Here is a 23714-nt window from a genome sequence, read left to right on the forward strand (position 1 = left end):
ACGCAGTCCCGCGCCATTTTTGTCCGTTGCTCCGGCCGCAGGCCTGCCGTCGGCCGATCCGCACCGCCGCAGGCAAGGTATTAACACGAACGCGTGATCGTACAAGACGGCGCATCTTCGGCCGCGGCGGTGCGCTGCAGTGCCGCCGGCCGCGGCGCGGGGCGGGTCCGGCCACAAGGTCCAACCGCCCCCGGCGACTTCCGTGAATGTTCCCTGTTCCCAGCAGGTTGCGGCCTGGTTCTGATGATCGACGGGCACCGCTGCACTGCCTGTTTCGGCCCTGAAACGCCGGCGGTCCGCGGTGCTGCGCAGCCCGGTCCGGCAGCGGCCGGCGCGTGCGATCGGCCCGGTTCCGGCCGTCGTCGCGTGCGTTCGGGGGAACGGATTGTTCAACCGTTCCGGGCGCTTGCGCGCGACTTCTTGCATACCCGGCGATGACGGGGGCGTGGCCACCCCGGCCCCGCGCGCCGCTTTCGGACAGGTGGCGGAAAACAGCCGACCGTCCTAGTAGATGTACCGGATCCGGTCGGTCCAGTACCGCTCCAGCCGGCGGAAGGCGTCGTTCAATTCGCCCACGGAGACGTTTCCCAGCCGCGACTGCGCGCGCAGTTCCTCGGCCTGGTCGCGGAACAGCTCGCCGACGATGCTGGAGATCTTCCGTCCCTTGTCGGTCAGCCGGATGCGCACCGCGCGCCGGTCGATGTGGCACTTCTCGTGATGCATGTACCCCGCCTCGACCAGCTTCTTCAGGTTGTAGGAGACGTTCGAGCCCTGATAGTAGCCGCGCGATTTCAGCTCGCCCGCCGTGACCTCGTTGTCGCCGACGTTGAAGATCAGCAGCGCCTGCACCGCGTTGATGTCGAGGATCGCAAGCCGTTCGAACTCGTCCTTGACGACATCCAGCAGAAGCCGATGCAAACGCTCGATTATCGCCAGAAGCTCCAGGTATTGCGGCATGTAGCCGGCACCTTCGGCGTCGGCCTGCGGCGAGTTGGTCTTGGGTAGCGCGTTCATGGGCAACATCCGTGTCTTCGGGAGAGGTTCTTCCCGAAACTTCACGAATACCGACAATATCCGGTTAATGCCGTCGAATCGCGTCAGCCGATGCCGTGAAAGCGCCGGACGGGCTCCAGCACCGCCGCCAGCGCGGCGGGCGCGGGGCTCTGCCCGGTGATCCAGGCATAGAGATCCTGGTCGTTCTCGACCAGCAGCGCCTCGAAGGCGGCAAGCTGGTCCGCGGTCATGTCCTGGATGCGGGCGTCGGCGTAGGGGCCCAGAATCAGGTCCATTTCCCTGGTGCCGCGGCGCCAGCAGCGCAGCAGCAGCCGCTTCCGGTGCGGCGGCAGGTCGGGGGCGGCTCTCATGTCACTCTCGCAGCAGCCCGATCAGCCGCCGCTCCAGGCGCAGCGTGCGGTTGGCCAGATCGGTCTGCAGCGCGCGCAGCTCGCGCAGTTCGGCGACGATGTCGCGCAGGTCCGGCGGCGCGGCGCCGTCGTCGCGGACGCTCACGCCCGGGCCCTCGCCGCTCATCAGCCAGACGATCGACACGTTCAGCACCCCGGCCAGCATCTGCAGCTTGTTGGCCCGCGGCTCGGCGCGGTCTTCCTCCCAGTTCTGCAGGGTCTGGGTCTTGATGCCCAGCCGGCGGGCCAGCTGGGCCTGGTTCATGCCCATCATCTCGCGCGCGGCGACGATGCGGTCGCCGAAGGTCGCGGCCTGGTCGGAATAGTCCTGTTCGGCGGCGGTGTGGTCGGCTTCGGACAACGGCTCCTCCTTCGGAAGGTCTGATCCCGCTTAGCGCGGCGGCGCGGGTCCGGCGCATCCGCCTCCGACCTGCAAGCGCGCGTTCGCGTCACGCGGCGGCCGTGGCCGCAAAATGCCGATGGCCCCGCGGGCGGGGCCATCGAAGTTCACCGGCCCGAGGCTCAGGCGTCGTCGTCCAGCGCCTCGACGGCCTTCTGCAGCTCGTTCTTGGTCACGGTCTTCTCGGTCACCTTGGCCTGCTCGACGATGTGGTCGACGACCTTGTCCTCGAAGATCGGCGCGCGCAGCTGCTGCTGGGCGCCGGGGTTCTTCTGGATGAACTCGAAGAAGGCGCGCTCCTGGCCCGGGTACTGACGGGCCTGGGCCATCATCGCCTGCTGCATCTCGGCGTCGCTGACGTTGATCTCGGCCCTGTTGCCGACATCCGCCAGCAGCAGGCCGAGACGCACGCGGCGCTCGGCCAGCCGGTTGTGCTCTTCGGTGGGCTCGATTTCCGGGTGGTCGTGGCCCTGGTGATCGGGGTTGTCCTCGTGCCACAGCTGGTGCGCGATCTGTTTCGCCTCGGTCTCGACCAGGCTCGGCGGCAGGTCGAAGTCGAACTGCTCGTCCAGTTTGTCCATCAGGTTGCGCTTGAGCACCTGGCGGGCGGCGCCGGCGTATTCGTCGGCCAGACGCTCGCGCACCTGCGCCTTCAGCGCCTCGAGATCGTCCATGCCGAAGCGCTTGGCCAGCTCGTCATCGATCGGCGCCGGCTTCGGCTCCTTGACGTCCTTGATCCTGCACTCGAACACCGCCTGCTTCCCGGCCAGCGCCTCGGCCTGGTATTCCGCGGGGAACGAGACCTCGACGTTGCGCTCCTCGCCGGCCTTCGCGCCCTGAAGCTGCTCCTCGAAGCCGGGGATGAAGCTGTTCGAGCCCAGCACCAGCGGATAGTCCTCGGCCGAGCCGCCGTCGAACGGCTCGCCGTCGATCTTGCCGACGAAGTCGATCACCACCTGGTCGCCGTCCTGCGCCGCATCGCCCTCGGCGCGCGACTCGAAGTGATTGGCCGAGTTCGCCAGGTTGTCCAGCGCCTCGGACACCGATGCGTCGTCGATCTCGGCGACCAGCTTCTCCAGCTCGATGCCCGAGAAATCGGCCTCGGGTACCTCGGGCAGCGCCTCGTAGCTCAGCGCGACCTCGACGTCCTGGCCCTCTTCCCACTCGTCGTTGGTCATCTTGACGTCGGGCTGCATCGCCGGACGGTCGCCGGTCTGCTCGAAATGCTCGCGCATGGCCTCGTCGATGCTTTCCTGCATCGCCTCGCCCAGAACCGACTTGCCGAACATCTTCTTCATCAGCGCGGCCGGGGCCTTGCCCTTGCGGAAGCCCTTCATCTGGAAGTTCTTGCGCGCCTCTTCCAGCTTGGCGTTGACCTTCTGGTCCAGCTCCTGCGCGGTCAGCGTGATCGCGTAGGCCCGCTTCAGTCCTTCGTTCTGGGTCTCGGTGACCTGCATCCGTCCGTCGTCCTTATTGCCGTGTTGCCGCCCGCCGCCGGCGCCTGGTGCGGGTGGAGGGACTTGAACCCCCACGCCTTGCGGCACCAGAACCTAAATCTGGCGTGTCTGCCAATTCCACCACACCCGCATCACCGGCGTCCGGGCGCCGGGCGTCCCGAAATCCCGCGCCTTCTAGCAAAGCGATCCGGCGGGGGCGAGCAGAAATTTCACCGTCGAGGGTCGCACCCCGGCGAAGCCCGCGTCAACCGGATCCGAAGCCCGCGTCAACCGGATCGCGCCCGGCCCGCTCCGCCGACGCCAAGCTCGTGCAACACCCGAGGCAGCTGCTCGGGCAGGTCCTCGGAGATCAGGCCGGGGCCGAAGCTGCGCGCGCATTCGACATGCAGCCAGGCGGCGGTCTCGGCGGCGGACATCGGAGAGAAGCCGCGGGCGAGCAGGCCGGTGATGAAGCCGGCCAGCACGTCGCCGGCGCCGGCGGTCGCCAGCCAGGGGGCGGCGCGGTCGTAATGGGCGGAGCTGATCGCGGCGCGGCCGGTCTGGTCGGCGATGACGGTATCGGCGCCCTTGTAGAGCACGGTGCAGCCGGCGCGGGCGGCGGCCTCGCGCGTGGCGTCGACCTTCGAGAAGGCGGGGCCCCTGGTGGCGGGCTGGCTGAGCTTTTCGGCGATGTCGGGGAACAGGCGGGCGAACTCGCCGGCATGGGGGGTGAGGACGCAGCGCTCGTGCAGGGCGGCGAAAAGGGTGCCGGGATCGCCCGCGTAGGCGGTGAGCGCGTCGGCGTCGAGGACGGTGGCGCGGTTGCCGGCGAGGGCGGCGAGGGTCATGGCGCGGGTCGCCTCGCCGCCGCCATGGCCGGGGCCGATCAGCAGGGCGGCGAGGCGGGGGTCCTGGAGCGCGGCGGTCAGGGCGTCGACATCGCCCATGGGGCGCAACATGATGGCGTTCAGTTGGGCGGCGTTCTCGATCACGGCGGCGGGCGGGCAGCCGAGGGTGACGAGGCCGGCGCCGATGCGCAGGGCACCCCGCGCGGCCATGCGCGCGGCGCCGCCCTTGCCGACGCCGCCGGCGAGGATCAGGGCGTGGCCGTGGGTGTATTTGTGGGTATTGAAAGTCTTCGCGAGATAATCGCGCGCGTTGGATGGCTCGGAGACCGACGGCGGGACCATCGTGACAGCTGCTGTCCTGTCGAACCTGCCCGGCCTTCCCGGGTCCCGTACTCGTCCGATTTCGCGCATTGCCTTCAGTCGATCCAGACCGATCGGGACGGTGCGAAGGCGCTGGCAGATCTGCGGTCCGTCGGCCAATCGGTGACCGATTTTCTCGAATTCGAATGTCACCGTCAGCGCGGTGTCGAGAAAGTGATCGCGCTGGTCTTTCGGCACACGGAAGCGGCCGCTGTCGAGGCATAGCCCCGATGGACAATCCACAGCGACGCAGTTTTCACCGCGAATGGCCTGTGCGCATCGAAGCGCCTCGGCATCGGCAAGGTCGCGCTGCAAGCCGGCGCCGAACAGCGCATCCACGCGGATCTCGGCATAACCGTCAAATCCGTCCAGATCGGCGCTCGGCCTCACCTCCCCCATCTCCCGCCACCGCCGACAGTTCTCGGCGGCATCCGGCGGCAGCCTGGCCTCGTCGCCGTAGAGGAACACCTCCACCTTCCAGCCGCGCCATGTCAGCAGCCGCGCCACCACGAAGCCGTCGCCGCCATTGTTGCCCGGCCCGCACAGCACCACCGCCCGGTGCGGGGCCGTGGCCAGTTCGGGGCGCCAGTCCAGCATCGCCTCGACCACGCCGCGGCCGGCGCGCTCCATCAGCTCCAGCCCGGTGACGGCCCCGCTGTCGATCGCAGCCTTCTCGATGGCCCGCATCTGGGCGGCGGTCAGCAGCTCGCTCATCGCTTTACCTTTTCACCCAGCCCACCGGTTGGGCAATCTGCACAAATAATGGGCAAGATCCCGCAAATCCTGCTGACGCCCCGCCTCGCCCCATGCTACCGGTTTGAAATCGCCCGGGCGAGGTGCTTTCACCGCCCGAAACACGACCACCCGTCCCGTGCACGGGGGCATTGGAGACCGGAAACATGAAGAAAATCGAGGCCGTCATCAAACCCTTCAAGCTCGACGAGGTGAAGGAGGCGCTGCAGGAAATCGGCATCCAGGGGCTCAGCGTGATCGAAGCGAAGGGCTTCGGCCGCCAGAAGGGCCACACCGAGCTCTACCGCGGCGCCGAGTATGTCGTCGACTTCCTGCCGAAGGTGAAGATCGAGGTGGTGATCGACGACTCGATGCTGGACCAGGCCATCGAGGCGATCATCGCCGCCGCCAAGACCGGCAAGATCGGCGACGGCAAGATCTTCGTCTCGAACGTGGATCAGGCGATCCGCATCCGCACCGGCGAAGAAGGCTCCGACGCCCTCTGACGCCCCTCCCCCCAATCCAAGCCCAGATCCAAGACCAGGGAAGACACCGATGAGCGACACCGAAAAGTTTCTCAAGACGATCAAGGACGAGGAGGTCGAGTACATCGACGTCCGTTTCACCGACCCGCGCGGCAAGCTGCAGCACGTCACGGTGATCAACGACCTGGTCGACGAGGACTTCATGTCCGAAGGCTTCATGTTCGACGGCTCGTCGATCGCCGGCTGGAAGTCGATCGACAAGTCCGACATGAAGCTGATGCCCGACGCATCGTCCGCCTACATGGACCCGTTCTTCGCGGAAAAGACGCTCTGCGTGCACTGCGACGTGCTGGAGCCGGACACCAACGAGGCCTACGAGCGCGACCCGCGCACCACCGCCAAGAAGGCCGAGGCCTATCTGAAGTCCTCGGGCGTCGGCGACCAGTCGTTCTGGGGCCCCGAGGCCGAATTCTTCATCTTCGATCACGTCCGCTACTCGGTCTCGATGGAGAAGGTCGGCTACGAGGTCGATGCGCATGACGCCGCCTGGAACACCGACACCGAGTACGAGATGGGCAACATGGCCCACCGTCCGGGCGTCAAGGGCGGCTACTTCCCGGTGCCCCCGGTGGATGCCGCGCAGGATCTGCGCTCGGAAATGCTGTCGACCATGAAGCGGATCGGCATGAAGGTCGACAAGCACCACCACGAGGTGGCGTCGTGCCAGCACGAGCTGGGGCTGATCTTCGGCACGCTGACCGAGCAGGCCGACAACCTGCAGAAGTACAAGTACGTCATCCACCAGGTCGCGCAGGCCTACGGCAAGTCGGCAACCTTCATGCCCAAGCCGATCGCCGGCGACAACGGCACCGGGATGCACGTCAACCAGTCGATCTGGAAGGACGGCAAGCCGCTGTTCGCCGGCGACAAGTACGCCGACCTGAGCGACGAGGCGCTGTGGTACATCGGCGGCGTGCTGAAGCACGCCAAGGCGCTGAACGCGTTCACCAACCCGTCGACGAACTCGTACAAGCGGCTGATCCCGGGCTTCGAGGCGCCGGTCCTGCTGGCCTATTCGGCGCGCAACCGCTCGGCCTCGGTGCGCATTCCGTGGACCGAAAGCCCGAAGGCGAAACGCGTCGAGACCCGGTTCCCGGATCCGTCGGCCAACCCCTACCTGGCGTTCTCGGCGCTGCTGCTGGCGGGCCTGGACGGGATCAAGAACAAGATCAACCCGGGCGACGCGGCGGACAAGGACCTGTACGACCTGCCGCCCGAGGAACTGGCCGGCATCCCGACCGTCTGCGGCTCGCTGCGCGAGGCGCTGGAAAGCCTGGAGGCCGACAGCGAGTTCCTGACCGCCGGCGGCGTGTTCACCATGGACCAGATCCAGGGCTATTCGGAACTCAAGTGGGAAGAGGTGTACGCCTACGAGCACACCCCGCACCCGGTCGAGTTCAAGATGTACTACAGCTGCTGACCCGCGGTCAGCGCGCCGACGCTGGCCGCCCCGCGGCCAGCGCCATCCTTCGGGCGCGGCAGCGCGCACGGCAATACTCGCGGCAGTACGCACGGCAATACGCACGACAGTACGCGCACGGGCGCGGCCGGGCCTCCGGCGCGGACAATTATCCGCCGGCCCGTTGCCACCGGCCGGGGTCCGGAACCGACCGGCCGATCGCCAGCCCGCCCCGGCGGCGGCCTTACCGCCGCCCAGAGGCGGGCATTCCGACAATTTTCACAGTCCCTTGCGCCCCGGGCTTGCCACGCACGCCGATCCGGCGGATCATGGTCCGGTCGGATGGCGGCGCGGCCGCCGTTCGCGATTGGGGCAGATCGACAGTGATTCAGGGCGGCAACGCCCATGGCGGGGGCCGAAGTGCCGCCGCCGACCGGCGCGCGCGCCGGCAGTGCAGTGGGTATCCGCAGTACGCGGGGGACGGTGGTTTTGTTACACGGTCGGACCGGGCCAGGACAAGTCGGTCGCGCGGAGCGGATCCTGCCCCGCGGACTCGACCGATGGCGCGCCGATAGACGCGGGCCCAGGTGGCTGCGCGGCGCCGGATACTGGTCGCTGGCGCTGATCATCCCGATCGCGCTGCTGGCCGAAGTTCTGTCGCCGGCCCCGCCCCGCACCGCGCAGAACGGCCAGACCACCCGGCTGGTGCGCGACATCATCGCCGCCGCGCAGATCGACACCACGCAGAACGACACCACGCAGAACGACACCGCGCAGATCGACGCCACGCAGATCGGCGCCACGCAGATTGACGCCGTGCCGCCCGCGCCGGTGATCGACGCGGCTCCGGCTACCGGTGCGCCCGCGACGGACGAAGTGCGGGATATCGCACAGACCCGGTCCGGCGCGCCGGCCGACCGTCCGCCGCGCCAGACCGCCTACCGGCAAGCGCCCGACGTGCTGCCGCGCCCGCCCGGGGCCGAGACCGCGGCCCGCGCCGCGCAGCGCAAGGCGCCCGAAGCGCCGCGCGCGGACCGTGCGCTGCCACAGGCCGACCGGGCCTACCCGCCATCCGACGGGCCGGCCGAGCGCCCCAGGATCGCCGACGCGCTGTCGGCGCCGGTGGGACTGACGCGCAGCCGCGGCGACGCGCTGCCGCCGCGCCCGGCCGAGGGCCGTCCCGCGCTGGCAACGGCGTCCACGCTGGCCACCCCCGAGGCCGGGCCGCGGGCCGACCGCTCGCCCACGCTGCCCGTGTCCGAGGGCCGCGACCGCCGCGACCGCCGCGATGCGGAACCCCGCGCCGGAAAGACGGGCCGCAGCAGGCAGCTGCCGACCGTGAGCCCGGGGCCGGGCACCGGCCTCGCCGCGCTCGACCGGCCCGCGGCGGGCATGAGCGGGACGCGGGTGGCGGTGCATGTGCCCTACGACGCCGACGTCGATTTCGGGCGCGCGGTGGCCGGCTACCTGATGACGGACGGGCTGGACGTGTTCGCGGTGCGCACCTTCCGCTTCGGCCTTGGGGCGCCGAACGTGCGCTTCTTCCACGCCTCGGACCGGGCCGTCGCCGAACGCGTCGCACGGGTGCTGACCGCCTATGGCCTGGCCGCCGAGGCACGGGATTTCACCCATTACCGGCCGCCGCCGGAGCCGGGCCTGATCGAGGTATGGATCGCGCCGCCGCCCCGGTTCGGCCGCTAGATAATCAGTCGCGCCCGCGGTCGCGGTCCGGCCGCCCGTCGTCGGGACGGTCGCCGCCCGGGCGGCGGTCCCGTACCCGGCGGCGCACGCTGTCGGGCAGCGGCGCATGCGCCTGCCCGGCGGTCCGCGCCGAGAGGTCGCGCGCCAGCCACTCCTCCAGTTCGACCAGATCGTTCGGCGGGGTCTGGCCCATCGCCCACATCTCGCGGATCGTCTCCTGCAGGCGCTCGTGCAGCACGTGCCGGTCGGTGGGCGTGCCGGCGATCTCCTCCAGCAGCGCGTAGGCGCTGGCCTTCAGCGATTCGAAACTCATCGGGTCACCTCGCGCAGTTGCGGCACAGCGGCGTGTGCGGCACCAGGTCCAGCCGCTCTTCCGAGATCGGCTCCTCGCAGTTCGCGCAGATGCCGTAGGTGCCCTTGTCGATCCGGTCCAGCGCGGCGCGGATCATCTGGATCTCGTGCAGGCCGCCGCGGCCGATGCTTTCCATCACCTCGTCGCCCTCGCGCTCGGTGGCGCGGTCCTCGTCGTCCTTCGGCATCGGCTGGTCGAGCTCCTGCTCGATCCCGCGCAACTTCGCCTCCAGCTCGGCAAGGCGCGTCTCCAGCTGCTCGCGCCGCTTGTCGATATCGGTCATCGGCTCCTCCCTTTCGTCCAGATTGAACCAGATCGGGCCTCGCGCGCAAATTGTATCGCAAGCTCAGCGCACCGCAGCGCGGACACGGAAGGCGACGCGGCTGAGCAATGCCGCGTGATCGGAACCACTGGTGCCCAGCTGCCGGGTCTCGGCGGCGATGTCCTCGGATACCAGAACATGGTCCAGCGGCAGCCCGGGCCAGATCTCGGACCGCCGGTAAGTCAGCCGCAGCCCGCCGACGACGCGGGTGCCGGTGGCCGCCTCGATCCGGTCGACGCTGTGGGTCCACGGCGGCGCGTTGAAGTCGCCGGCGATCAGCACCGGCTCCGCCAGCGCCGACAGCGCCGGCGCCAGCCGGTCGACATGCGCCGCCTGCCCGTAGGGCCAGGGCCAGTACAGGTGCAGGCCGACCACGGTCAGCGGCCCCGACGCGGTGACCACCCGCAGCCAGGCCGCGCCGCCGCCCTCGGCGCAGCCGGTCGGCCCGGTGTCCGGAATCCGCGACAGGATCGCGACGCCGCCGACGCCGGTGAAATCGCACACGATGCTGGCGGGGTAGCGCCGGCGCAGGCGGTCGATGACGCGCATGTTGCCCTCGCTCACCTCCTGCAGCACCAGCACGTCGGCGTCCGAGGCCTCGATCGCGGACAGCACCGCCTCGGGCGATCCGTTGTCGTAGCGCAGGTTTTGACTGTAGACGCTCAGGTCGGCCGAGGTCACCCGCTCGGCCGGCAGCGCCGCCGGCGCGATCCCCGCGCCGGCGATCATCAGTCCGGTCAGCGCCAGCATCCGCGCGGTCAGCGCGGCAAAGGCGACCGAGAACAGCAGCACGCCGACGAAGGCCACCGCGAACTGGATGCGCAGCGCGCCCAGCGTGTCGAAGGCCGGATGCGCGTGACCGAAATACCCCGCCAGCGTCAGCAGGATGGCCAGCGCCGTGCACAGCGAAACCGCCCCGCGAATCGCGTCCGTCATGTCGTCCTCTCACCCTTCGCCCCGGCAGCATGCACGCAATGGCCCCTGTCCGGCCAGCCCGTCCTCACGCGCCGTCCCCGGCCCTCACAATCCCGTGCCAGCCTCTCGCATCCGGTTCCGCCGCCCCTCACCTTCCGGCATGCTTGCCAATCAATCGCCCGGATCCCACGGAACCCGCCATGCCGACCGAGAAACTGACATTCACCGGCCACGCCGGTCACAGCCTGGCCGCGCGCCTCGACCGCCCCAGCGTCGGGCACCTGGCGACGGCGGTGTTCGCGCACTGCTTCACCTGCGGCAAGGACATCGCCGCGGCGCGGCGGATTTCGGACCGGCTGGCGGCGATGGGAATCGCGGTGCTGCGGTTCGACTTCACCGGGCTGGGGCATTCGCAGGGAGAGTTTTCCAACACGCATTTCACCTCGAACGTCGATGACCTGGTGCTGGCCTGCCGCCACATGGAAACGCTCGGCCACCCGGTCGGCCTGCTGATCGGCCACTCGCTGGGCGGGGCGGCGGTGCTGAAGGCGGCGGCGCAGGTGCCCTCGGCGCGCGCGGTGGTGACGATCGGCGCGCCGTGCGATCCCGGCCACGTCGCGCACCACTTCGCCAGGCAGATCGAGCGCATCCGCCAGGAGGGCGAGGCCGAGGTCGATCTGGGCGGGCGGCCGTTCACCATCCGCCGCGCCTTTCTCGAGGACATCTCGGCCGCACGGCTGGGCGAGGCGATCCGCACGATGCGCAAGGCGCTGCTGGTGCTGCACGCGCCGACCGACGAGACCGTCGGGATCGAGAACGCCTCGGACATCTTCCTGGCCGCGAAGCACCCGAAAAGCTTCGTCACGCTGGACGACGCCGACCACCTGCTGACGCGCGCCAAGGATGCCGAATACGCCGCCGAGCTGATCGCCACCTGGAGCCGCCGCTACCTGCGGATCCACCAGCCCGCCGCGCCGATCGGCGCCCCCGAGGGCGTGGTGCGCGTCGCCGAGGCCGACCCCGACGGCTTTCTGCAGGACGTGATCGCCGGGCCGCGGCACTACACCCGCGCCGACGAGCCCAAGGCCTTCGGCGGCACCGACGCCGGCATGACGCCGTACCAGTTCCTGGCCGCGGCGCTGGGCGCCTGCACCTCGATGACGATCCGGATGTACGCCCGGCGCAAGGGCTGGCCGCTGACCCATGTCTCGGTGGACGTGACCCACGACAAGGTGCACGCGTCGGACTGCCGGCACTGCAACGGCGGCGAGAAGGTCGACGTGATGCACCGGCGGATCACCCTGACCGGCGATCTGGACCCGGCGCAGCGCAGCCGCCTGCTGGAGATCGCCGAAAAGTGCCCGGTGCACCGCACGCTGCATGCCCGGATCGAGATCCGCACGCAACTGGAGCCCGCAACGGTCGGGCAAACCGCCGCCGGCTGCCCGGAAGCGGCGCGGGGGATCACCGGTTGAGCGGGGTCACCGGCCCGGCCGCGGACGGGAGAACACCATCTTCTGGCCGCGCAGCTGCTCGGCCGGGCCGACCCAGGCATAGCCCAGCAGCGACGGCTCGCGGTCGGAGACGGTGATCCGGTGCATGTGTCCGGGCGGGTTGAAGATCAGCGAGCCGGGCTCGTAGACCCCCTGGTGGTTCTCGGACACCGCGCCGGACAGGCAGATGTAGCTTTCGGTGATGTCGTCGTGGGCGTGGGCCGGGTAGACGCAGCCGGGCGCGAACAGCACCAGCCCCAGGATCACCCGCTCGGTCGCGACCGGCCCGTTCGGCCCCGCGATCTCGGCATAGGCATAGCGGTTCTCCAGCCCCTTCGGGACCTTGTCATAGCCGAACTGCCAGCTCAGATCGTCCGCCACCGCGTCGATGGCGCGGATCACCCCGTCCATCTGATAGCGCCGCCCCAGGTCCAGCGCCCGGCGCAGGTGCACCGTCACCGGGCGCCGCACCGGCGGGCCGAGGCGCACGGCGGGCCGGTCGGCGAGCGTCTTGCTGATCGCCTCGCGCACGGCGCGCTGGTGCGCCCGGATCTTGTCGCTGCCGCCCGAGGACATGCGCCGGTAGAATTCGTAGAACTCCTTCAGCAGATAGCGCCAGTCGGGCGTCTCGGTCAGGCTGGTAATCCGCTCGTCGGTCATCTACCCATCGCTTCATCGCCTCGCCGCCCCCCATGTCGCGTGAATCGCGCCGCGCCGCAAGCGTTTGCGCCGCGGTCCCCGGTACGGTGCGCGGCGCGGTATTGCACCGCATCCCTCCAGATGTTCTAATGCCGGATCAAGAAACCACTATATCGAGCATAACAATGGCCGCCGACGACCTGTTCAACGATCTGCCGGAGGACACCGGCTACGACGCCTCGTCGATCGAGGTTCTCGAGCAGCTCGAGGCGGTGCGCCTGCGCCCCGGCATGTACATCGGCGGCACCGACGAGCGCGCGCTGCATCATCTGGTGGCCGAGGTGCTGGACAACTCGATGGACGAGGCCGTCGCCGGCCACGCCAACCGGATCGAGCTGGAGCTGCACGCCGACGGCAGCGTGACGGTGCGCGACAACGGCCGCGGCATCCCGGTCGATCCGCACCCCAAGTTCCCCGACCGCTCGGCGCTTGAGGTGATCCTGTGCACGCTGCACGCGGGCGGCAAGTTCAACGGCAAGTCATACCAGACCTCGGGCGGCCTGCACGGCGTCGGCGCCTCGGTGGTCAACGCGCTGTCGTCGCACATCCGGGTCGAGGTGGCGCGCAACAAGACGCTGTACGCGCAGGAATTCTCGCAGGGCATTCCGCAGGGCCCGCTGCAGAACCTTGGGCCGACGCAGAACCGGCGCGGCACCAGCTTCACCTTCCTGCCCGATCCGCAGATCTTCGGCGCCGCCGCGCGGCTGAAGCCGGCGCGGCTGCACCAGATGGCGCGCTCGAAGGCGTATCTGTACTCGGGGGTCGAGGTGCGCTGGAAATGCGCGCCGGAAATGCTGGGCAACGACGACGACACCCCGGCGCAAGCCAGCTTCCACTTTCCCGGCGGGCTGGCGGACTATCTGAACGAGCGCCTGCACGGCGCCGCGACCTATGCCGAGGCGCCATTCGCCGGCAAGGTGGTGTTCGCCGAGAAGTTCCGCGACGACACTGCCGGCTATGTCGAATGGGCGATCAACTGGACCCCCGGCCGCGACGCCTTCGTCTCGTCCTACTGCAACACCGTGCCGACGCCGCAGGGCGGCACGCACGAGGCCGGGTTCTGGTCCGCGATCCTGAAGGGCATCCGCGCCTACGGCGAGCTGGTCGGCAACCGCAAGGCGGCGCAGGTCACCCGCGACGACGTGCAGGCCGGCGGCTCGGCGATGATCTCGGTCTTCATCCGCGAGCCGGACTTCGTCGGCCAGACCAAGGACCGGCTGTCGACCGCCACAGCGCAGCGCCTGGTCGAGGCCAGCGTGCGCGACCATTTCGACCACTGGCTGGCCTCGGACACCAGGTCGGCGGGCGCGATCCTCGACTACCTGGTGCTGAAGGCCGAGGAACGGCAGCGCCGCAAGGCCGAGAAGGAGACCAGCCGCAAGTCCGCCACCAAGCGGCTGCGGCTGCCCGGCAAGCTGGTCGACTGCTCGCGCAATACCCGCGACGGCACCGAGCTGTTCCTGGTCGAGGGCGACAGCGCCGGCGGCAGCGCCAAGATGGCGCGCCTGCGCGAGACGCAGGCGCTGCTGCCGCTGCGCGGCAAGATCCTGAACGTGCTGGGCGCGGCCAGTTCCAAGCTGGGCCAGAACACCGAGCTGTCGGACCTGTGCCAGGCGCTGGGCACCGGCATGGGCACGAAGTTCAACGTCGAGGACCTGCGCTACGACAAGGTCATCATCATGACCGACGCCGACGTCGACGGCGCGCACATCGCGGCGCTGCTGATGACGTTCTTCTTCACCCAGATGCGGCCGCTGATCGACAATGGCCACCTGTACCTCGCATGTCCGCCACTTTATCGCCTGACTCAGGGTGCACACCGGGTCTATGCCATGGACGACGCCGAAAAGGACCGGCTGATGCAGAAGGGCCTTGGCGGGCGCGGCAAGATCGACGTGTCGCGCTTCAAGGGCCTGGGCGAGATGGACGCGAAAGACCTCAAGGAAACCACGATGAACCCGGCCACCCGCAAGTTGATCCGCGTCTCGATCGACGAGGACGAACCGGGCGAGACCCTGGACCTGGTGGAACGGCTGATGGGCAAGAAGCCCGAGATGCGTTTCAGCTACATCCAGGAGAACGCGCGCTTCGTCGAAGCGCTGGACGTGTGAACATGCGCCGCGCAGCCGCAGGGCTGGTGGTAGCGACCGCAGGGCTGCTGGTTGCGGCCGCGGGGCTGGCCGCGGGCGCCGCGCAGGCGGCGCAGATCGAGCGGCTGGCGACCCTGTCCGGTCCGCACCTGGTGATGATCGCCGGCGATCTCGCGGTCGGCAACGATCTGGATTTCCTGACCGCCGTCGACGGCGTCGACGACGCGATCGTGCTGCTGCGCGGTCCCGGCGGCGACCCGGTGACGGCGATGAAGATCGGCGCGCTGATCTCCGCCCGCGGCTACGCCACGGCGATCGTGCCGGAAAGCCGCTGCGCCTCGGGCTGCGCGCTGGCCTGGCTGGCGGGCGCGACGCGCTACATGGCGCCGGACGCGCGGGTGAACCTGAGCATTGACACCACCGCGACCGTGGCCGCGCCCTCGGCCGCGGCGCTGGCCACGCTGGTGCGGAACTACCTGCGGGACACCCGGCTGAAGCCGCTGTTCCCGGCGATGACCTTCCGGCCGGGCGATCCGGACCGCAGCGCCTGGCTGACGCCGGCGGCGGCGCAGGCGGCCGGTATCGCCATCGAAGGCGCGGACCGCGCGTTCGCCGCCGCGGCGCAGGAGCCCCCGGCCGAGACGCCGGAGGACGCACCAGAGGCCCCGGCGCAGGCGCCGCGGGCGGCAGCGCCGGAGCAGGACCCGTCGGCACCGGAGCGGGCGAATCCCGCCGCGATCGGCACCGTGGCCGCGGCGGAACTCGATCCGGGGCGCGCGCTCGAGAAAGAGACCGGGACAGAAACCGGGGCAGAGACCGCGACACGGGAGGCCGTGACCGCGTCCGGCGCGGCGGAAGCAGGGGCGACGACCGGGACCGGAAACGCCACCGCGGCCATCGACCTGCCGCTGTCCCTTCCCGCGGACCAGCGCTGGCTGGTGCTGGAAAGCGCCCGCAGCGCCGCGGCGCTTCGGCGCGAGGCCGACGGCCTGCCGGCGGACGCGCAACTGATCCGGGTGCGCACGCGCAACGGCATGTACGCGACGGCGCTGGGGCCGTTCCCGGTGCGCGAGATCGACCGGGTGCGCGCCCGCCTGATCCGCGGCGGCGCGATTCCGCGCGATGCCTTCATCAGCACCGGCGGCGGCTTCGTCGACCGGGTCGACTGACCGGCGTCAGCCCTGATAGCGGGCGTAGCAGGCGGCGACGCCGGGCTGAGACTGCGCCCGCAGCGTCAGTTCCCTTTCCCGCAACGCGACCAGCTTCTGCCGCTCGGCGGTGACGTCCACCGGCACCGGCGTCTCCAGCCGGGTGTAGTCCGGGCCGCGGCAGCCGGACACCTGGATGCCGATCGGGCCGCGATGTTGCCCGAAGCCGCCGCAAATTCCGATCTGCGGCGTGCGCACCACCTGCCGGTGGATCGCGTAGCCGCGGTCGATGTTCCCGGCGGTGCGCGCGATGTCGGCCTGCACGGCGCGCAGGTCCCCGGTGGCCTGCCGCACGCAGCTGTCCAGCGGCGGGGTGCATGCCGCCAGCACCGGCAGCAGGATCAGCACGGCCGCCCGTCCGGTCACGATCATTCGCGGTCCCCTTCCAGCCATCTTCGGGTCTCCGGCCAGGCGGGCCATGCCGACGCGCGCGCGCAACCACGGCTCCGGCAGGGTCCGACCCCCTCGCCGGAAAGCTAGTGCGCGGCGCAATCCGGAACAATGGTCAATGCTTGCACCCGACATCGCCGCGCTTCAGACTGCGGCGATGACCCGGCTCTACTTCGCCTACGGCTCGAACCTGCTGACGCAGCGGCTGACCGCGCGCTGCCCCGGCGCCCGGCCGCTGGGCCGCGCGACGCTGGACGGGCACCGCGTCGCGTTCGCCAAGCTCAGCACCGTGGACGGCTCCGGCAAGGCGACAATCCTGCCAGCGGCACGGCAGACCGCGCACGGCGTGCTGTACGCGCTGAGCGACGGCGATCTGGCGACGCTGGACCTGATCGAGGGCGTCGGCCACGGCTATCACCGGCTCGACTCGGTCGCGGTGCGGCTGGACGGCGCGCCGCTCGCGGCCAGCACCTACATCGCCTGCGCCCCGATCGCGCCGATCAACCCGCTGGACTGGTACCTGGCGCTGATCGTCGCCGGCGCGCGGCAGCACGGGCTGGACGCCGCGCTGGTCGCCCGCTACCGCCGCCACCGCTTCGATCCGGACCCGCAGCACCGCCGGCCCGGGCGGCTGGCGGCGGTCGCGGCGCTGACCGCAGCGGGCCACGCCGACTGGGCCGGGCTGCTGGGCAGTCCGGAACCGGCGGCGGAACCCGCAGCCGGCTGAGCCGGGCCGGCCTCAGCCCGAAGCCTCGCGCAGCGCCTCCAGCTCCAGCCATTCCTCCTCGGCCGCCGCCAGCGCCGCCTGCCGCTCGGCCAGCGCCTCGGTCGCCTTGGCGAACCTGGCCGGCGCGCGGGTGTAAAGCTCGGGATCGGACAGGAACTGCTCCAGCTTGGCGATCTCGGCCTCCAGCCGCTCGATCTCGGCGGGCAGCCGCGCCAGCCGGTGCTGCTGCGGCTGGGTCAGCCCGGTTGCGCGCGGGCGCGGCTTCGGCGCCGGCGCGGCGGCCGGTTTCGCGCGCGGCGTCGTCTCCTCCGCCACCGGCTCCGGCGGGCCGCGCTGCGCCAGCATGTCGGACCAGCCGCCGGCGTAGACCGTCGCCCGGCCCCGCCCCTCCATGTGAACGGTCAGCGTCGCCACCCGGTCCAGGAAATCGCGATCGTGGCTGACCAGCAGCACGGTGCCGTCATAGTCGTCGATCAGCTCCTGCAGCAGGTCCAGCGTCTCGACGTCCAGATCGTTGGTCGGCTCGTCCAGCACCAGGAAATTGCTTTCCTTCGCCAGGATCCGCGCCAGCAGCAGCCGCGCCTTCTCGCCGCCCGACAGCGCCCGCACCGGGCTGCGCACCTGCGCCTCGGAAAACAGGAAGTCCTTCAGATAGCCGACGACGTGCCGCGGCGCGCCGCGCACCATCACCTGGTCGTTGCGGCCGCGCACGCCCAGCTCGGGGTCGTGCGCCAGGCTGTCCCAGAGCGAGACGTCCGGGTCCAGCTGCGCCCGGTTCTGGTCGAACACCGCCATCTGCAGGTTGGTGCCCAGCCGGATCCGGCCCGTGTCGGGGCAATCCTTGCCGATCAGCAGGTTCAGCAGGCTGGTCTTGCCGACGCCGTTCGGCCCCACCAGCGCGACCCGGTCGCCGCGCTGGATGCGCAGATCGAACTCGCGCACGATCACCCGCTCGCCGAACCGCTTCGAGACGCCCTCGGCCTCGACCACCAGCTTGCCGGACCTCGATCCGGTCTCCAGCGCCAGATCCGCGGTGCCGGCGCGGCGGATCTCGGAGGCGCGGGCCGTGCGCATGTCCTGCAGCCGCCGCACCCGGCCCATGTTGCGCTTGCGCCGCCCCGAGATGCCCTCGACCGCCCAGCGGCTTTCGGCCTTGATCAGCCGGTTCAGCTTGTGCCGGGCCTCGTCCTCTTCCTCGTAGGTCTTGTCGCGCCAGTCCTCGAAGGCGTCGAAGCCCCGGTCCAGCCGCCGCACCTGGCCGCGGTCGACCCACAGCATCGCCCGGGTCAGCGCCCGCAGGAACGCCCGGTCGTGCGAGATCAGCACGAACGCGCGGCGGGTCTCGGACAGCTCCCGCTCCAGCCAGGCGATCATCTCGATGTCCAGGTGGTTGGTCGGCTCGTCCAGCAGCAGCAGGTCCGCGTCCGAGGCCATGATCCGCGCCAGCGCCGCGCGCCGCCGCTCGCCGCCCGAGGCCGCCGCGACCGGGCGGCTGCCGTCCAGCTTGACCCCGTCCATCGCGATCTCGGCGCGGTATTCCTCGCCGGCGTCGAAATCGTGCCGCACGAAGTCGCCCAGCGTGGCGAAGGCGCCGAATTCCGGGTCCTGCTCCATGTAGGCCACCGCCCGGCCCGGCGGCACGAAGCGCTGGCCGGCGTCGGGCTCGACCAGCCCGGCCATGATCTTCAGCAGCGTCGACTTGCCCGAGCCGTTGCGCCCGACCAGGCCCAGGCGCTCGCCCGGGGCGACGGTCAGCGACGCGCCCTGCAGCAGCGGCGTGCCGCCGAAGCCGAGCGTGAGATCGGAAAGGGTCAGAAGCGGAGGTGCGGCCATGCCCTGCCCTTACCGCCCGGCCGCGGCGGCTGCAACCGGGCACGATCGGTCTTTCGCCCGGCGCCGGAAACCGGGTAAGTCAGGGCGAAGCCCGAGGATCGCCGATGACGAAGATATCACGCCAGCTTGCCGCCGCCTTCCCGCCCCCGGTGATGGAGGCCCGCGCCTGGGCCGCCGCCGCCCGGCTGCCCGCGGACCTGCCGCTGCTCAACGTCAGCCAGGCCGCACCGGTGGACCCGCCGCCGCAGGAGTTGCGCCGGGCGATCGCCGATGCGGCGCTGCACGACGCGGCGGCGCACGGCTACGGCCCGGTGCTGGGCCTGCCCGCGCTGCGCGCCGAGATCGCGGCGCAATGGGCGGCGCGCTACCGTGGCCGGATCGCGCCGGACAACGTCGCCATCACCAGCGGCTGCAACCAGGCGTTCTGCGCCGCCGTCGCCTCGCTGGCCGATGCCGGCGAGGCGGTGATCCTGCCGACGCCGTGGTACTTCAATCACAAGATGTGGCTGGACATGGCCGGCGTCGAGGCGCGGCTGCTGCCCTGCGACGCCGGCATGGTGCCGGACCCCGAGCGCGCGGAGGGTCTGATCGACGCGCGGGTGAAGGCGATCGTGCTGGTCACGCCCAACAACCCGACCGGCGCCGAGTATCCCGCCGGGGTGATCGCCGCCTTCGCCGATCTGGCCCGCCGGCACGGCATCGCGCTGATCCTGGACGAGACCTACCGCGACTTCCATTCCGCCGACGGCGCGCCGCACGGGCTGTTCGCGGGCGACTGGCAGGACGTGCTGATCCACCTCTACTCGTTCTCCAAGGTGTTCCGCCTGACCGGACACCGGGTCGGCGCGATGATCTGCGGCGCCGAGCGGCTGGCCGAGATCGAGAAGTTCCTCGACACCATGACCATCTGCCCGAACCAGCTGGGCCAGCGCGCGGCGCTGTTCGGGCTGCAGCACCTGGGCGACTGGGTCGCCGCCGAGCGCGCCGAGATCCTGCGCCGCCGCGACGCCGTGCGCCGCGCCTTCGCCGGGCTCGACGGCTGGCGGCTGCTGGGGCTGGGCGCCTATTTCGCCTATCTGGAGCACCCGTGGCAGGCGCCCTCGGACCGGATCGCGCAGCGGCTGGTGGCCGAGGCCGGGGTGCTGCTGCTGCCCGGCACGATGTTCGCGCCGAAGGCGTCCGCGGGCGGCGACGGCAGCGCCGAGCGGCAGCTGCGGATCGCGTTCGCGAACGCCGATACGGACGGCATCGACGCGCTGGCGGCGCGGCTGAGGGGCTTTGCCACCTGACGCCCCTTGCGGCCATGGCGCACGCCGCCTAAAACCGGCCGGACCCGGCGCGCCCCCGCGCCCAGCGACAAGGGACAAGGCATGCTCAACCGGTTCAGATCCTCGACCCGCGGCAAGGGAACCTCGATCGTCGTCTGGGCGCTTCTGGGCCTGCTGATCGTCGGCCTGACCGGCCTCGGGCTGGGCGGCGCCGTCTCTAGCCTGTCGACGCAGAACGTCGCCACCGTCGGCTCGGAAAAGGTCGCGCGCGAGGATTACGTCCGCCAGTTGCTGCGCCAGATCGACAGCCTGGCGCAGCGCACCGGGCAGCGGTTCACCATGCAACAGGCCCGCAGCTTCGGGCTCGACCAGCAGGTGCTGGGGCAGATGCTGACCCGCGCCGCGCTCGACGGCGAGGTCGATGACCTCGGGCTGTCGGTGCCGGACGAGATGGTCCGCGATGCGCTGATCGACAACCCGGCGTTCCAGGGCCTGGCGAACGGGTTCGACGCGCAGTCCTACGAGTTCTTCCTGGATCGCCAGGGGCTGAGCGCCAAGGACTACGAGGAGGAGGTGCGCGCCGATCTGTCGCGCGCGCTGGTCGAGGTCGCCGTTGCCGGCGGCGTGGCGATGCCGCCGGCGATGGCCGACGCGCTGCTGGCCTGGCAGAACGAATCCCGCAGCTTCGCCACGCTGCAGCTGTCGCCGCGCGCGCTGGAGCAGCCGGTGCCCGCACCCACCGACGCCCAGGTGCAGGCGTTCTACGAGGCGCGCGAGGAACTGTACACGCGGCCCGAGACGCGGGTGGTCAGCCACGCCACGCTGACCCCGGCGATGCTGGCCGGCACCGTCGAGATCTCCGAGGACGCGCTGCGCGCCGCCTACGACGCCCGGTCCGATCGCTATTCGATGCCCGAGCGGCGGATCGTCGACCTGATCGCCTTCGAATCGGCCGAGGCCGCGCAGGCCGCGCGCGAGGCGATCGACGCCGGCGAGAGCAGCTTCGACGCGCTGGCCGAGCAGCGCGGCCTGACCGCGGACGATCTGTCGCTGGGCGCGATCGGGCGCGGCGCGCTGTCGGCCGAGGCGCGCGAGGCGGTGTTCGGCGCCGACGGGCCGGGCGTGGTCGGGCCGGTGGACAGCGACCTGGGCCCGGCGCTTTACCGGGTGAATGCGATCCTGGCGGCGCGCGAGACGCCGTTCGAGCAGGCCCGGGACGAGCTGCGCGCCGAGCTGGCCGCGGCCAAGGCGCAGGACGGCATCGCCGAGTGGTACGAGCCGGTGCAGGACCTGCTGGCCGCCGGCGCGACGCTGGAAGAGATCGCCGAGGAAACCGCGCTGGAGTTCGGCGAGACCGGGCTGACCGATCAGCCCGGCGAGGGCCTGGCCGGCGACACCGCGTTCCGCGACGAGGCGTTCGCCGCCGAGCCGGGCGAGCCGCGCGACCTGATCGAGCTGTCCGGCGGCGGCATCGCGGTGCTGCGGGTCGAGCGCATCGAGCCGCCCGCGCTGCGCCCGCTGGACGAGGTGCGCGCGCAGGTCGAGGCCGACTGGCGCGAGGCCGAGGTGCAGGCCCGGCTGACCGCCCGCGCCGAGGAGCTGAAGGCGCTGCTGGACGAGGGGCAGACGCTGGCGAAGGTCTCGGACGACAGCGGTCTGGGCATCGCCCGGTTCGGCCCGCTCACCCGCGCGGACGAGCCCGCGGCCGGCCTGCCGGCCGATCTGCTGCAGCAGGTGTTCGCGCTGGACGAGGGCGACTCGGCGGTCATCGCCGAGCCGGGCAGCGTCTATCTGGTGCAGGTCACCGACGTGACCGCCGCCGACCCCGACGCGGACAGCTATGCGCAGCAGCGCGAGGCGCTGCAGCGGCAGCTGCAGGGGGCCCTGTCGTCGGATCTGTTCGACGCCTATGCGCGGATGCTGATCGACGGCAAACCGATCTCGGTGAACCAGACGCTGATCGACGAGACGCTGGCCCAGTACCCGTGACCCAGTACCCGTGATCCAGTACCCGTGACCCAGCACCCGTGAGCCGGTAGCCCAGATGCAGTTGCAACCCGCCTTCGAGGCCTTCGAGTCCGCGCACGCCGCCGGCCGCAACCAGCTGGTCTGGACCCGGCTGGTCGCGGACCTGGAGACCCCGGTCTCGCTGATGCTGAAGCTGGCGCAGGCCCGCCCCGACAGTTTCATGCTGGAATCGGTCACCGGCGGCGAGGTGCGTGGCCGCTACTCGGTGATCGGCATGCGGCCCGACCTGATCTGGCGCTGCGACGGCACGCAGGCCTCGGTCAACCGCGCCGCGCGCTACGATCCCGACGGCTTCGCGCCCGAGGCCGACGATCCGCTGACCTCGCTGCGCAAGCTGATCGCCGAAAGCCGGATCGATCTGCCCGAGGGCATTCCGCCGATCGCCGCCGGGCTTTACGGCTATCTCGGCTACGACATGATCCGGCTGGTCGAGCGGCTGCCCGAGCCGAACCCCGACCCGCTGGAGCTGCCCGACGCGCTGATGCTGCGGCCCACGGTGGTCGCGGTGGTCGACGGCGTGAAAGGCGAGGTCACCGTGGTCAGCCCGGCCTGGGCGGCCGACGGCCAGAGCGCCCGCGCCGCCTATGCCCAGGCGGCCGAGCGGGTGATGGACGCGGTGCGCGACCTGGACCGCCCGGCCGCGGCGCAAAGCCTGGACCCGGTCGGCAGCGGCCCGCTGCCCGAGCCGGTCTCGAACATGGCGCACGACGCCTATCTCGGGATCGTCGAGACCGCGAAGGACTACATCCGCGCCGGCGACATCTTCCAGGTGGTGCCCTCGCAGCGCTGGGCGCAGCCGTTCGACCTGCCGCCGTTCTCGCTGTACCGGGCGCTGCGGCGGACCAACCCCTCGCCCTACATGTTCTTCTTCAACCACGGCCCCTTCCAGATCGTCGGCGCCAGCCCCGAGATCCTGGTGCGGGTCAAGGACCGCAAGGTCACCATCCGCCCGATCGCCGGAACCCGGCCGCGCGGCGCCACGCCCGAGCAGGACCGCGCCTACGAGGCCGACCTGCTGGGCGATCCGAAGGAGATGGCCGAGCACCTGATGCTGCTGGACCTGGGCCGCAACGACGTCGGCCGGGTGGCGAAGATCGGCAGCGTGGATCCGAACGAGCAGTTCCTCATCGAGCACTACAGCCATGTGATGCACATCGTCTCGAACGTCGAGGGCGAGCTGCGCGAGGACCACGACGCGCTGTCGGCGTTGCTGGCCGGGCTGCCGGCGGGCACGGTCAGCGGTGCGCCGAAGATCCGCGCGATGCAGATCATCGACGAGTTGGAGGTGCACAAGCGCGGCGTCTACGGCGGCGGCGTGGGCTATTTCTCGGCCAACGGCGACATGGACATCTGCATCGCGCTGCGCACCGGGGTGGTGAAGGACGGCACGCTCTACATCCAGGCCGGCGGCGGCGTGGTCTACGACAGCGACCCCGAGGCCGAATTCCAGGAGACGGTCAACAAGTCCAAGGCGCTGCGCGCCGCGGCCGCCGATGCCGGGCTGTTCGTGACCCGGCGCGGCGGCAACTGAGCCGCGAAGAAGGCTGAAAATCGCGGGATTTCAC

21 protein-coding genes and 1 tRNA gene are annotated in these 23714 nt (G+C 70.7%); 9 read left to right on the plus strand and 13 right to left on the minus strand.

Features of this window, described 5'->3' with window-relative positions; genetic code table 11:
- Positions 1-504 precede the first annotated feature (504 nt).
- From GE300_RS09780 to GE300_RS09805, 6 genes are all read right to left on the minus strand, one after another.
- Positions 505-1014: a MarR family winged helix-turn-helix transcriptional regulator gene (locus tag GE300_RS09780; RefSeq protein ID WP_407647707.1), complete on the minus strand. Its 510-nt coding sequence runs from the start codon at positions 1012-1014 to the stop codon at positions 505-507.
- An 83-nt stretch (positions 1015-1097) separates the two neighbouring features.
- Positions 1098-1364 (minus strand): succinate dehydrogenase assembly factor 2, encoded by a 267-nt coding sequence (locus GE300_RS09785; RefSeq protein ID WP_154446379.1) that lies wholly within the window; start codon positions 1362-1364, stop codon positions 1098-1100.
- A 1-nt stretch (position 1365) separates the two neighbouring features.
- Positions 1366-1764, minus strand: a complete 399-nt coding sequence (locus GE300_RS09790; RefSeq protein ID WP_233416913.1) for a helix-turn-helix domain-containing protein — start codon at positions 1762-1764, stop codon at positions 1366-1368.
- 161 nt (positions 1765-1925) lie between these two features.
- Positions 1926-3260: a trigger factor gene (gene tig, locus GE300_RS09795; protein WP_154446380.1), complete on the minus strand. Its 1335-nt coding sequence runs from the start codon at positions 3258-3260 to the stop codon at positions 1926-1928.
- A 45-nt stretch (positions 3261-3305) separates the two neighbouring features.
- A tRNA-Leu gene (locus tag GE300_RS09800) sits at positions 3306-3390 on the minus strand.
- Positions 3391-3526: 136 nt separating this feature from the next.
- Entirely contained in the window at positions 3527-5161 is a 1635-nt protein-coding gene (locus tag GE300_RS09805) for an NAD(P)H-hydrate dehydratase (protein ID WP_154446381.1), read from the minus strand.
- 185 nt (positions 5162-5346) lie between these two features.
- On the opposite strand from GE300_RS09805, the gene GE300_RS09810 reads away from it, so the two are divergent.
- Entirely contained in the window at positions 5347-5685 is a 339-nt protein-coding gene (locus GE300_RS09810) for a P-II family nitrogen regulator (RefSeq protein WP_154446382.1), read from the plus strand.
- Between the two features lie 49 nt (positions 5686-5734).
- On the plus strand, positions 5735-7144 hold the full coding sequence (gene glnA / locus GE300_RS09815) for a type I glutamate--ammonia ligase (protein ID WP_154446383.1): 1410 nt from the start codon (positions 5735-5737) through the stop codon (positions 7142-7144).
- A gap of 471 nt (positions 7145-7615) precedes the next feature.
- On the opposite strand, the gene GE300_RS23860 is transcribed toward glnA, so the two are convergent.
- The 4 genes from GE300_RS23860 to GE300_RS09840 all read right to left on the minus strand — a co-directional run bounded on the left by GE300_RS23860 (position 7616) and on the right by GE300_RS09840 (position 10434).
- Complete coding sequence (locus GE300_RS23860; protein ID WP_407647714.1) at positions 7616-8932, minus strand: pentapeptide repeat-containing protein; 1317 nt, start codon at positions 8930-8932, stop codon at positions 7616-7618.
- Positions 8829-9137 (minus strand): hypothetical protein, encoded by a 309-nt coding sequence (locus GE300_RS09830; protein WP_154446385.1) that lies wholly within the window; start codon positions 9135-9137, stop codon positions 8829-8831. The genes GE300_RS23860 and GE300_RS09830 overlap by 104 nt, the downstream gene beginning before the upstream one ends.
- Before the next feature lie 4 nt (positions 9138-9141).
- Positions 9142-9459, minus strand: coding sequence for a TraR/DksA family transcriptional regulator (locus GE300_RS09835; protein ID WP_154446386.1), 318 nt, complete (start codon positions 9457-9459; stop codon positions 9142-9144).
- Between the two features lie 63 nt (positions 9460-9522).
- Positions 9523-10434, minus strand: a complete 912-nt coding sequence (locus GE300_RS09840; RefSeq protein ID WP_154446387.1) for an endonuclease/exonuclease/phosphatase family protein — start codon at positions 10432-10434, stop codon at positions 9523-9525.
- 179 nt (positions 10435-10613) lie between these two features.
- Between GE300_RS09840 and GE300_RS09845 the strand changes: the two genes are divergently transcribed.
- Positions 10614-11888, plus strand: coding sequence for a bifunctional alpha/beta hydrolase/OsmC family protein (locus tag GE300_RS09845; protein WP_154446388.1), 1275 nt, complete (start codon positions 10614-10616; stop codon positions 11886-11888).
- 6 nt (positions 11889-11894) lie between these two features.
- Here the strand turns inward: GE300_RS09845 and GE300_RS09850 are convergent, their stop codons facing one another.
- The gene (locus GE300_RS09850; RefSeq protein WP_154446389.1) at positions 11895-12566 is read right to left on the minus strand and encodes a dimethylsulfonioproprionate lyase family protein; all 672 of its coding nucleotides are present in this window, start codon (positions 12564-12566) and stop codon (positions 11895-11897) included.
- Positions 12567-12730: 164 nt separating this feature from the next.
- Here GE300_RS09850 and parE point away from each other — a divergent pair, with 164 nt between their 5' ends.
- Entirely contained in the window at positions 12731-14716 is a 1986-nt protein-coding gene (gene parE / locus GE300_RS09855) for a DNA topoisomerase IV subunit B (protein WP_154446390.1), read from the plus strand.
- Between the two features lie 26 nt (positions 14717-14742).
- Positions 14743-15864, plus strand: coding sequence for a hypothetical protein (locus tag GE300_RS09860; protein WP_233416915.1), 1122 nt, complete (start codon positions 14743-14745; stop codon positions 15862-15864).
- 6 nt (positions 15865-15870) lie between these two features.
- Here the strand turns inward: GE300_RS09860 and GE300_RS09865 are convergent, their stop codons facing one another.
- Positions 15871-16275: a hypothetical protein gene (locus tag GE300_RS09865; protein ID WP_233416916.1), complete on the minus strand. Its 405-nt coding sequence runs from the start codon at positions 16273-16275 to the stop codon at positions 15871-15873.
- 136 nt (positions 16276-16411) lie between these two features.
- Between GE300_RS09865 and GE300_RS09870 the strand changes: the two genes are divergently transcribed.
- The gene (locus GE300_RS09870; protein WP_233416917.1) at positions 16412-17020 is read left to right on the plus strand and encodes a gamma-glutamylcyclotransferase family protein; all 609 of its coding nucleotides are present in this window, start codon (positions 16412-16414) and stop codon (positions 17018-17020) included.
- Between the two features lie 12 nt (positions 17021-17032).
- On the opposite strand, the gene GE300_RS09875 is transcribed toward GE300_RS09870, so the two are convergent.
- A complete protein-coding gene (locus GE300_RS09875; protein ID WP_154446394.1) occupies positions 17033-18853 on the minus strand; it encodes an ABC-F family ATP-binding cassette domain-containing protein in 1821 nt (606 codons plus the stop codon).
- Positions 18854-18957: 104 nt separating this feature from the next.
- Here GE300_RS09875 and GE300_RS09880 point away from each other — a divergent pair, with 104 nt between their 5' ends.
- The 3 genes from GE300_RS09880 (at position 18958) to trpE (ending at position 23680) form a co-directional block, all read left to right on the plus strand.
- A complete protein-coding gene (locus GE300_RS09880) occupies positions 18958-20142 on the plus strand; it encodes an aminotransferase (protein WP_154446395.1) in 1185 nt (394 codons plus the stop codon).
- Between the two features lie 81 nt (positions 20143-20223).
- Positions 20224-22110, plus strand: coding sequence for a peptidyl-prolyl cis-trans isomerase (locus GE300_RS09885; RefSeq protein ID WP_154446396.1), 1887 nt, complete (start codon positions 20224-20226; stop codon positions 22108-22110).
- A gap of 55 nt (positions 22111-22165) precedes the next feature.
- A complete protein-coding gene (trpE, locus tag GE300_RS09890; RefSeq protein ID WP_154446397.1) occupies positions 22166-23680 on the plus strand; it encodes an anthranilate synthase component I in 1515 nt (504 codons plus the stop codon).
- The last annotated feature ends 34 nt before the right edge of the window (positions 23681-23714 follow it).

Source organism: Halovulum marinum, from assembly GCF_009697225.1.
Taxonomy (GTDB): Bacteria; Pseudomonadota; Alphaproteobacteria; order Rhodobacterales; family Rhodobacteraceae; genus Halovulum; species Halovulum marinum.

Coding starts and splice junctions, on each gene's coding strand:
- GE300_RS09805 (WP_154446381.1), bottom strand. CDS start 5,161: ATGAGCGAGCTGCTGACCGCCGCCCAGATGCGGGCCATCGAGAAGGCT.
- parE (WP_154446390.1), top strand. CDS start 12,731: ATGGCCGCCGACGACCTGTTCAACGATCTGCCGGAGGACACCGGCTAC.
- GE300_RS09880 (WP_154446395.1), top strand. CDS start 18,958: ATGACGAAGATATCACGCCAGCTTGCCGCCGCCTTCCCGCCCCCGGTG.
- GE300_RS09865 (WP_233416916.1), bottom strand. CDS start 16,275: ATGATCGTGACCGGACGGGCGGCCGTGCTGATCCTGCTGCCGGTGCTG.
- GE300_RS09835 (WP_154446386.1), bottom strand. CDS start 9,459: ATGACCGATATCGACAAGCGGCGCGAGCAGCTGGAGACGCGCCTTGCC.
- glnA (WP_154446383.1), top strand. CDS start 5,735: ATGAGCGACACCGAAAAGTTTCTCAAGACGATCAAGGACGAGGAGGTC.
- GE300_RS09850 (WP_154446389.1), bottom strand. CDS start 12,566: ATGACCGACGAGCGGATTACCAGCCTGACCGAGACGCCCGACTGGCGC.
- GE300_RS09870 (WP_233416917.1), top strand. CDS start 16,412: ATGCTTGCACCCGACATCGCCGCGCTTCAGACTGCGGCGATGACCCGG.
- GE300_RS09885 (WP_154446396.1), top strand. CDS start 20,224: ATGCTCAACCGGTTCAGATCCTCGACCCGCGGCAAGGGAACCTCGATC.
- GE300_RS09810 (WP_154446382.1), top strand. CDS start 5,347: ATGAAGAAAATCGAGGCCGTCATCAAACCCTTCAAGCTCGACGAGGTG.
- tig (WP_154446380.1), bottom strand. CDS start 3,260: ATGCAGGTCACCGAGACCCAGAACGAAGGACTGAAGCGGGCCTACGCG.
- GE300_RS09840 (WP_154446387.1), bottom strand. CDS start 10,434: ATGACGGACGCGATTCGCGGGGCGGTTTCGCTGTGCACGGCGCTGGCC.
- GE300_RS23860 (WP_407647714.1), bottom strand. CDS start 8,932: ATGCGCCGCTGCCCGACAGCGTGCGCCGCCGGGTACGGGACCGCCGCC.
- trpE (WP_154446397.1), top strand. CDS start 22,166: ATGCAGTTGCAACCCGCCTTCGAGGCCTTCGAGTCCGCGCACGCCGCC.
- GE300_RS09875 (WP_154446394.1), bottom strand. CDS start 18,853: ATGGCCGCACCTCCGCTTCTGACCCTTTCCGATCTCACGCTCGGCTTC.
- GE300_RS09845 (WP_154446388.1), top strand. CDS start 10,614: ATGCCGACCGAGAAACTGACATTCACCGGCCACGCCGGTCACAGCCTG.
- GE300_RS09785 (WP_154446379.1), bottom strand. CDS start 1,364: ATGAGAGCCGCCCCCGACCTGCCGCCGCACCGGAAGCGGCTGCTGCTG.
- GE300_RS09780 (WP_407647707.1), bottom strand. CDS start 1,014: ATGAACGCGCTACCCAAGACCAACTCGCCGCAGGCCGACGCCGAAGGT.
- GE300_RS09830 (WP_154446385.1), bottom strand. CDS start 9,137: ATGAGTTTCGAATCGCTGAAGGCCAGCGCCTACGCGCTGCTGGAGGAG.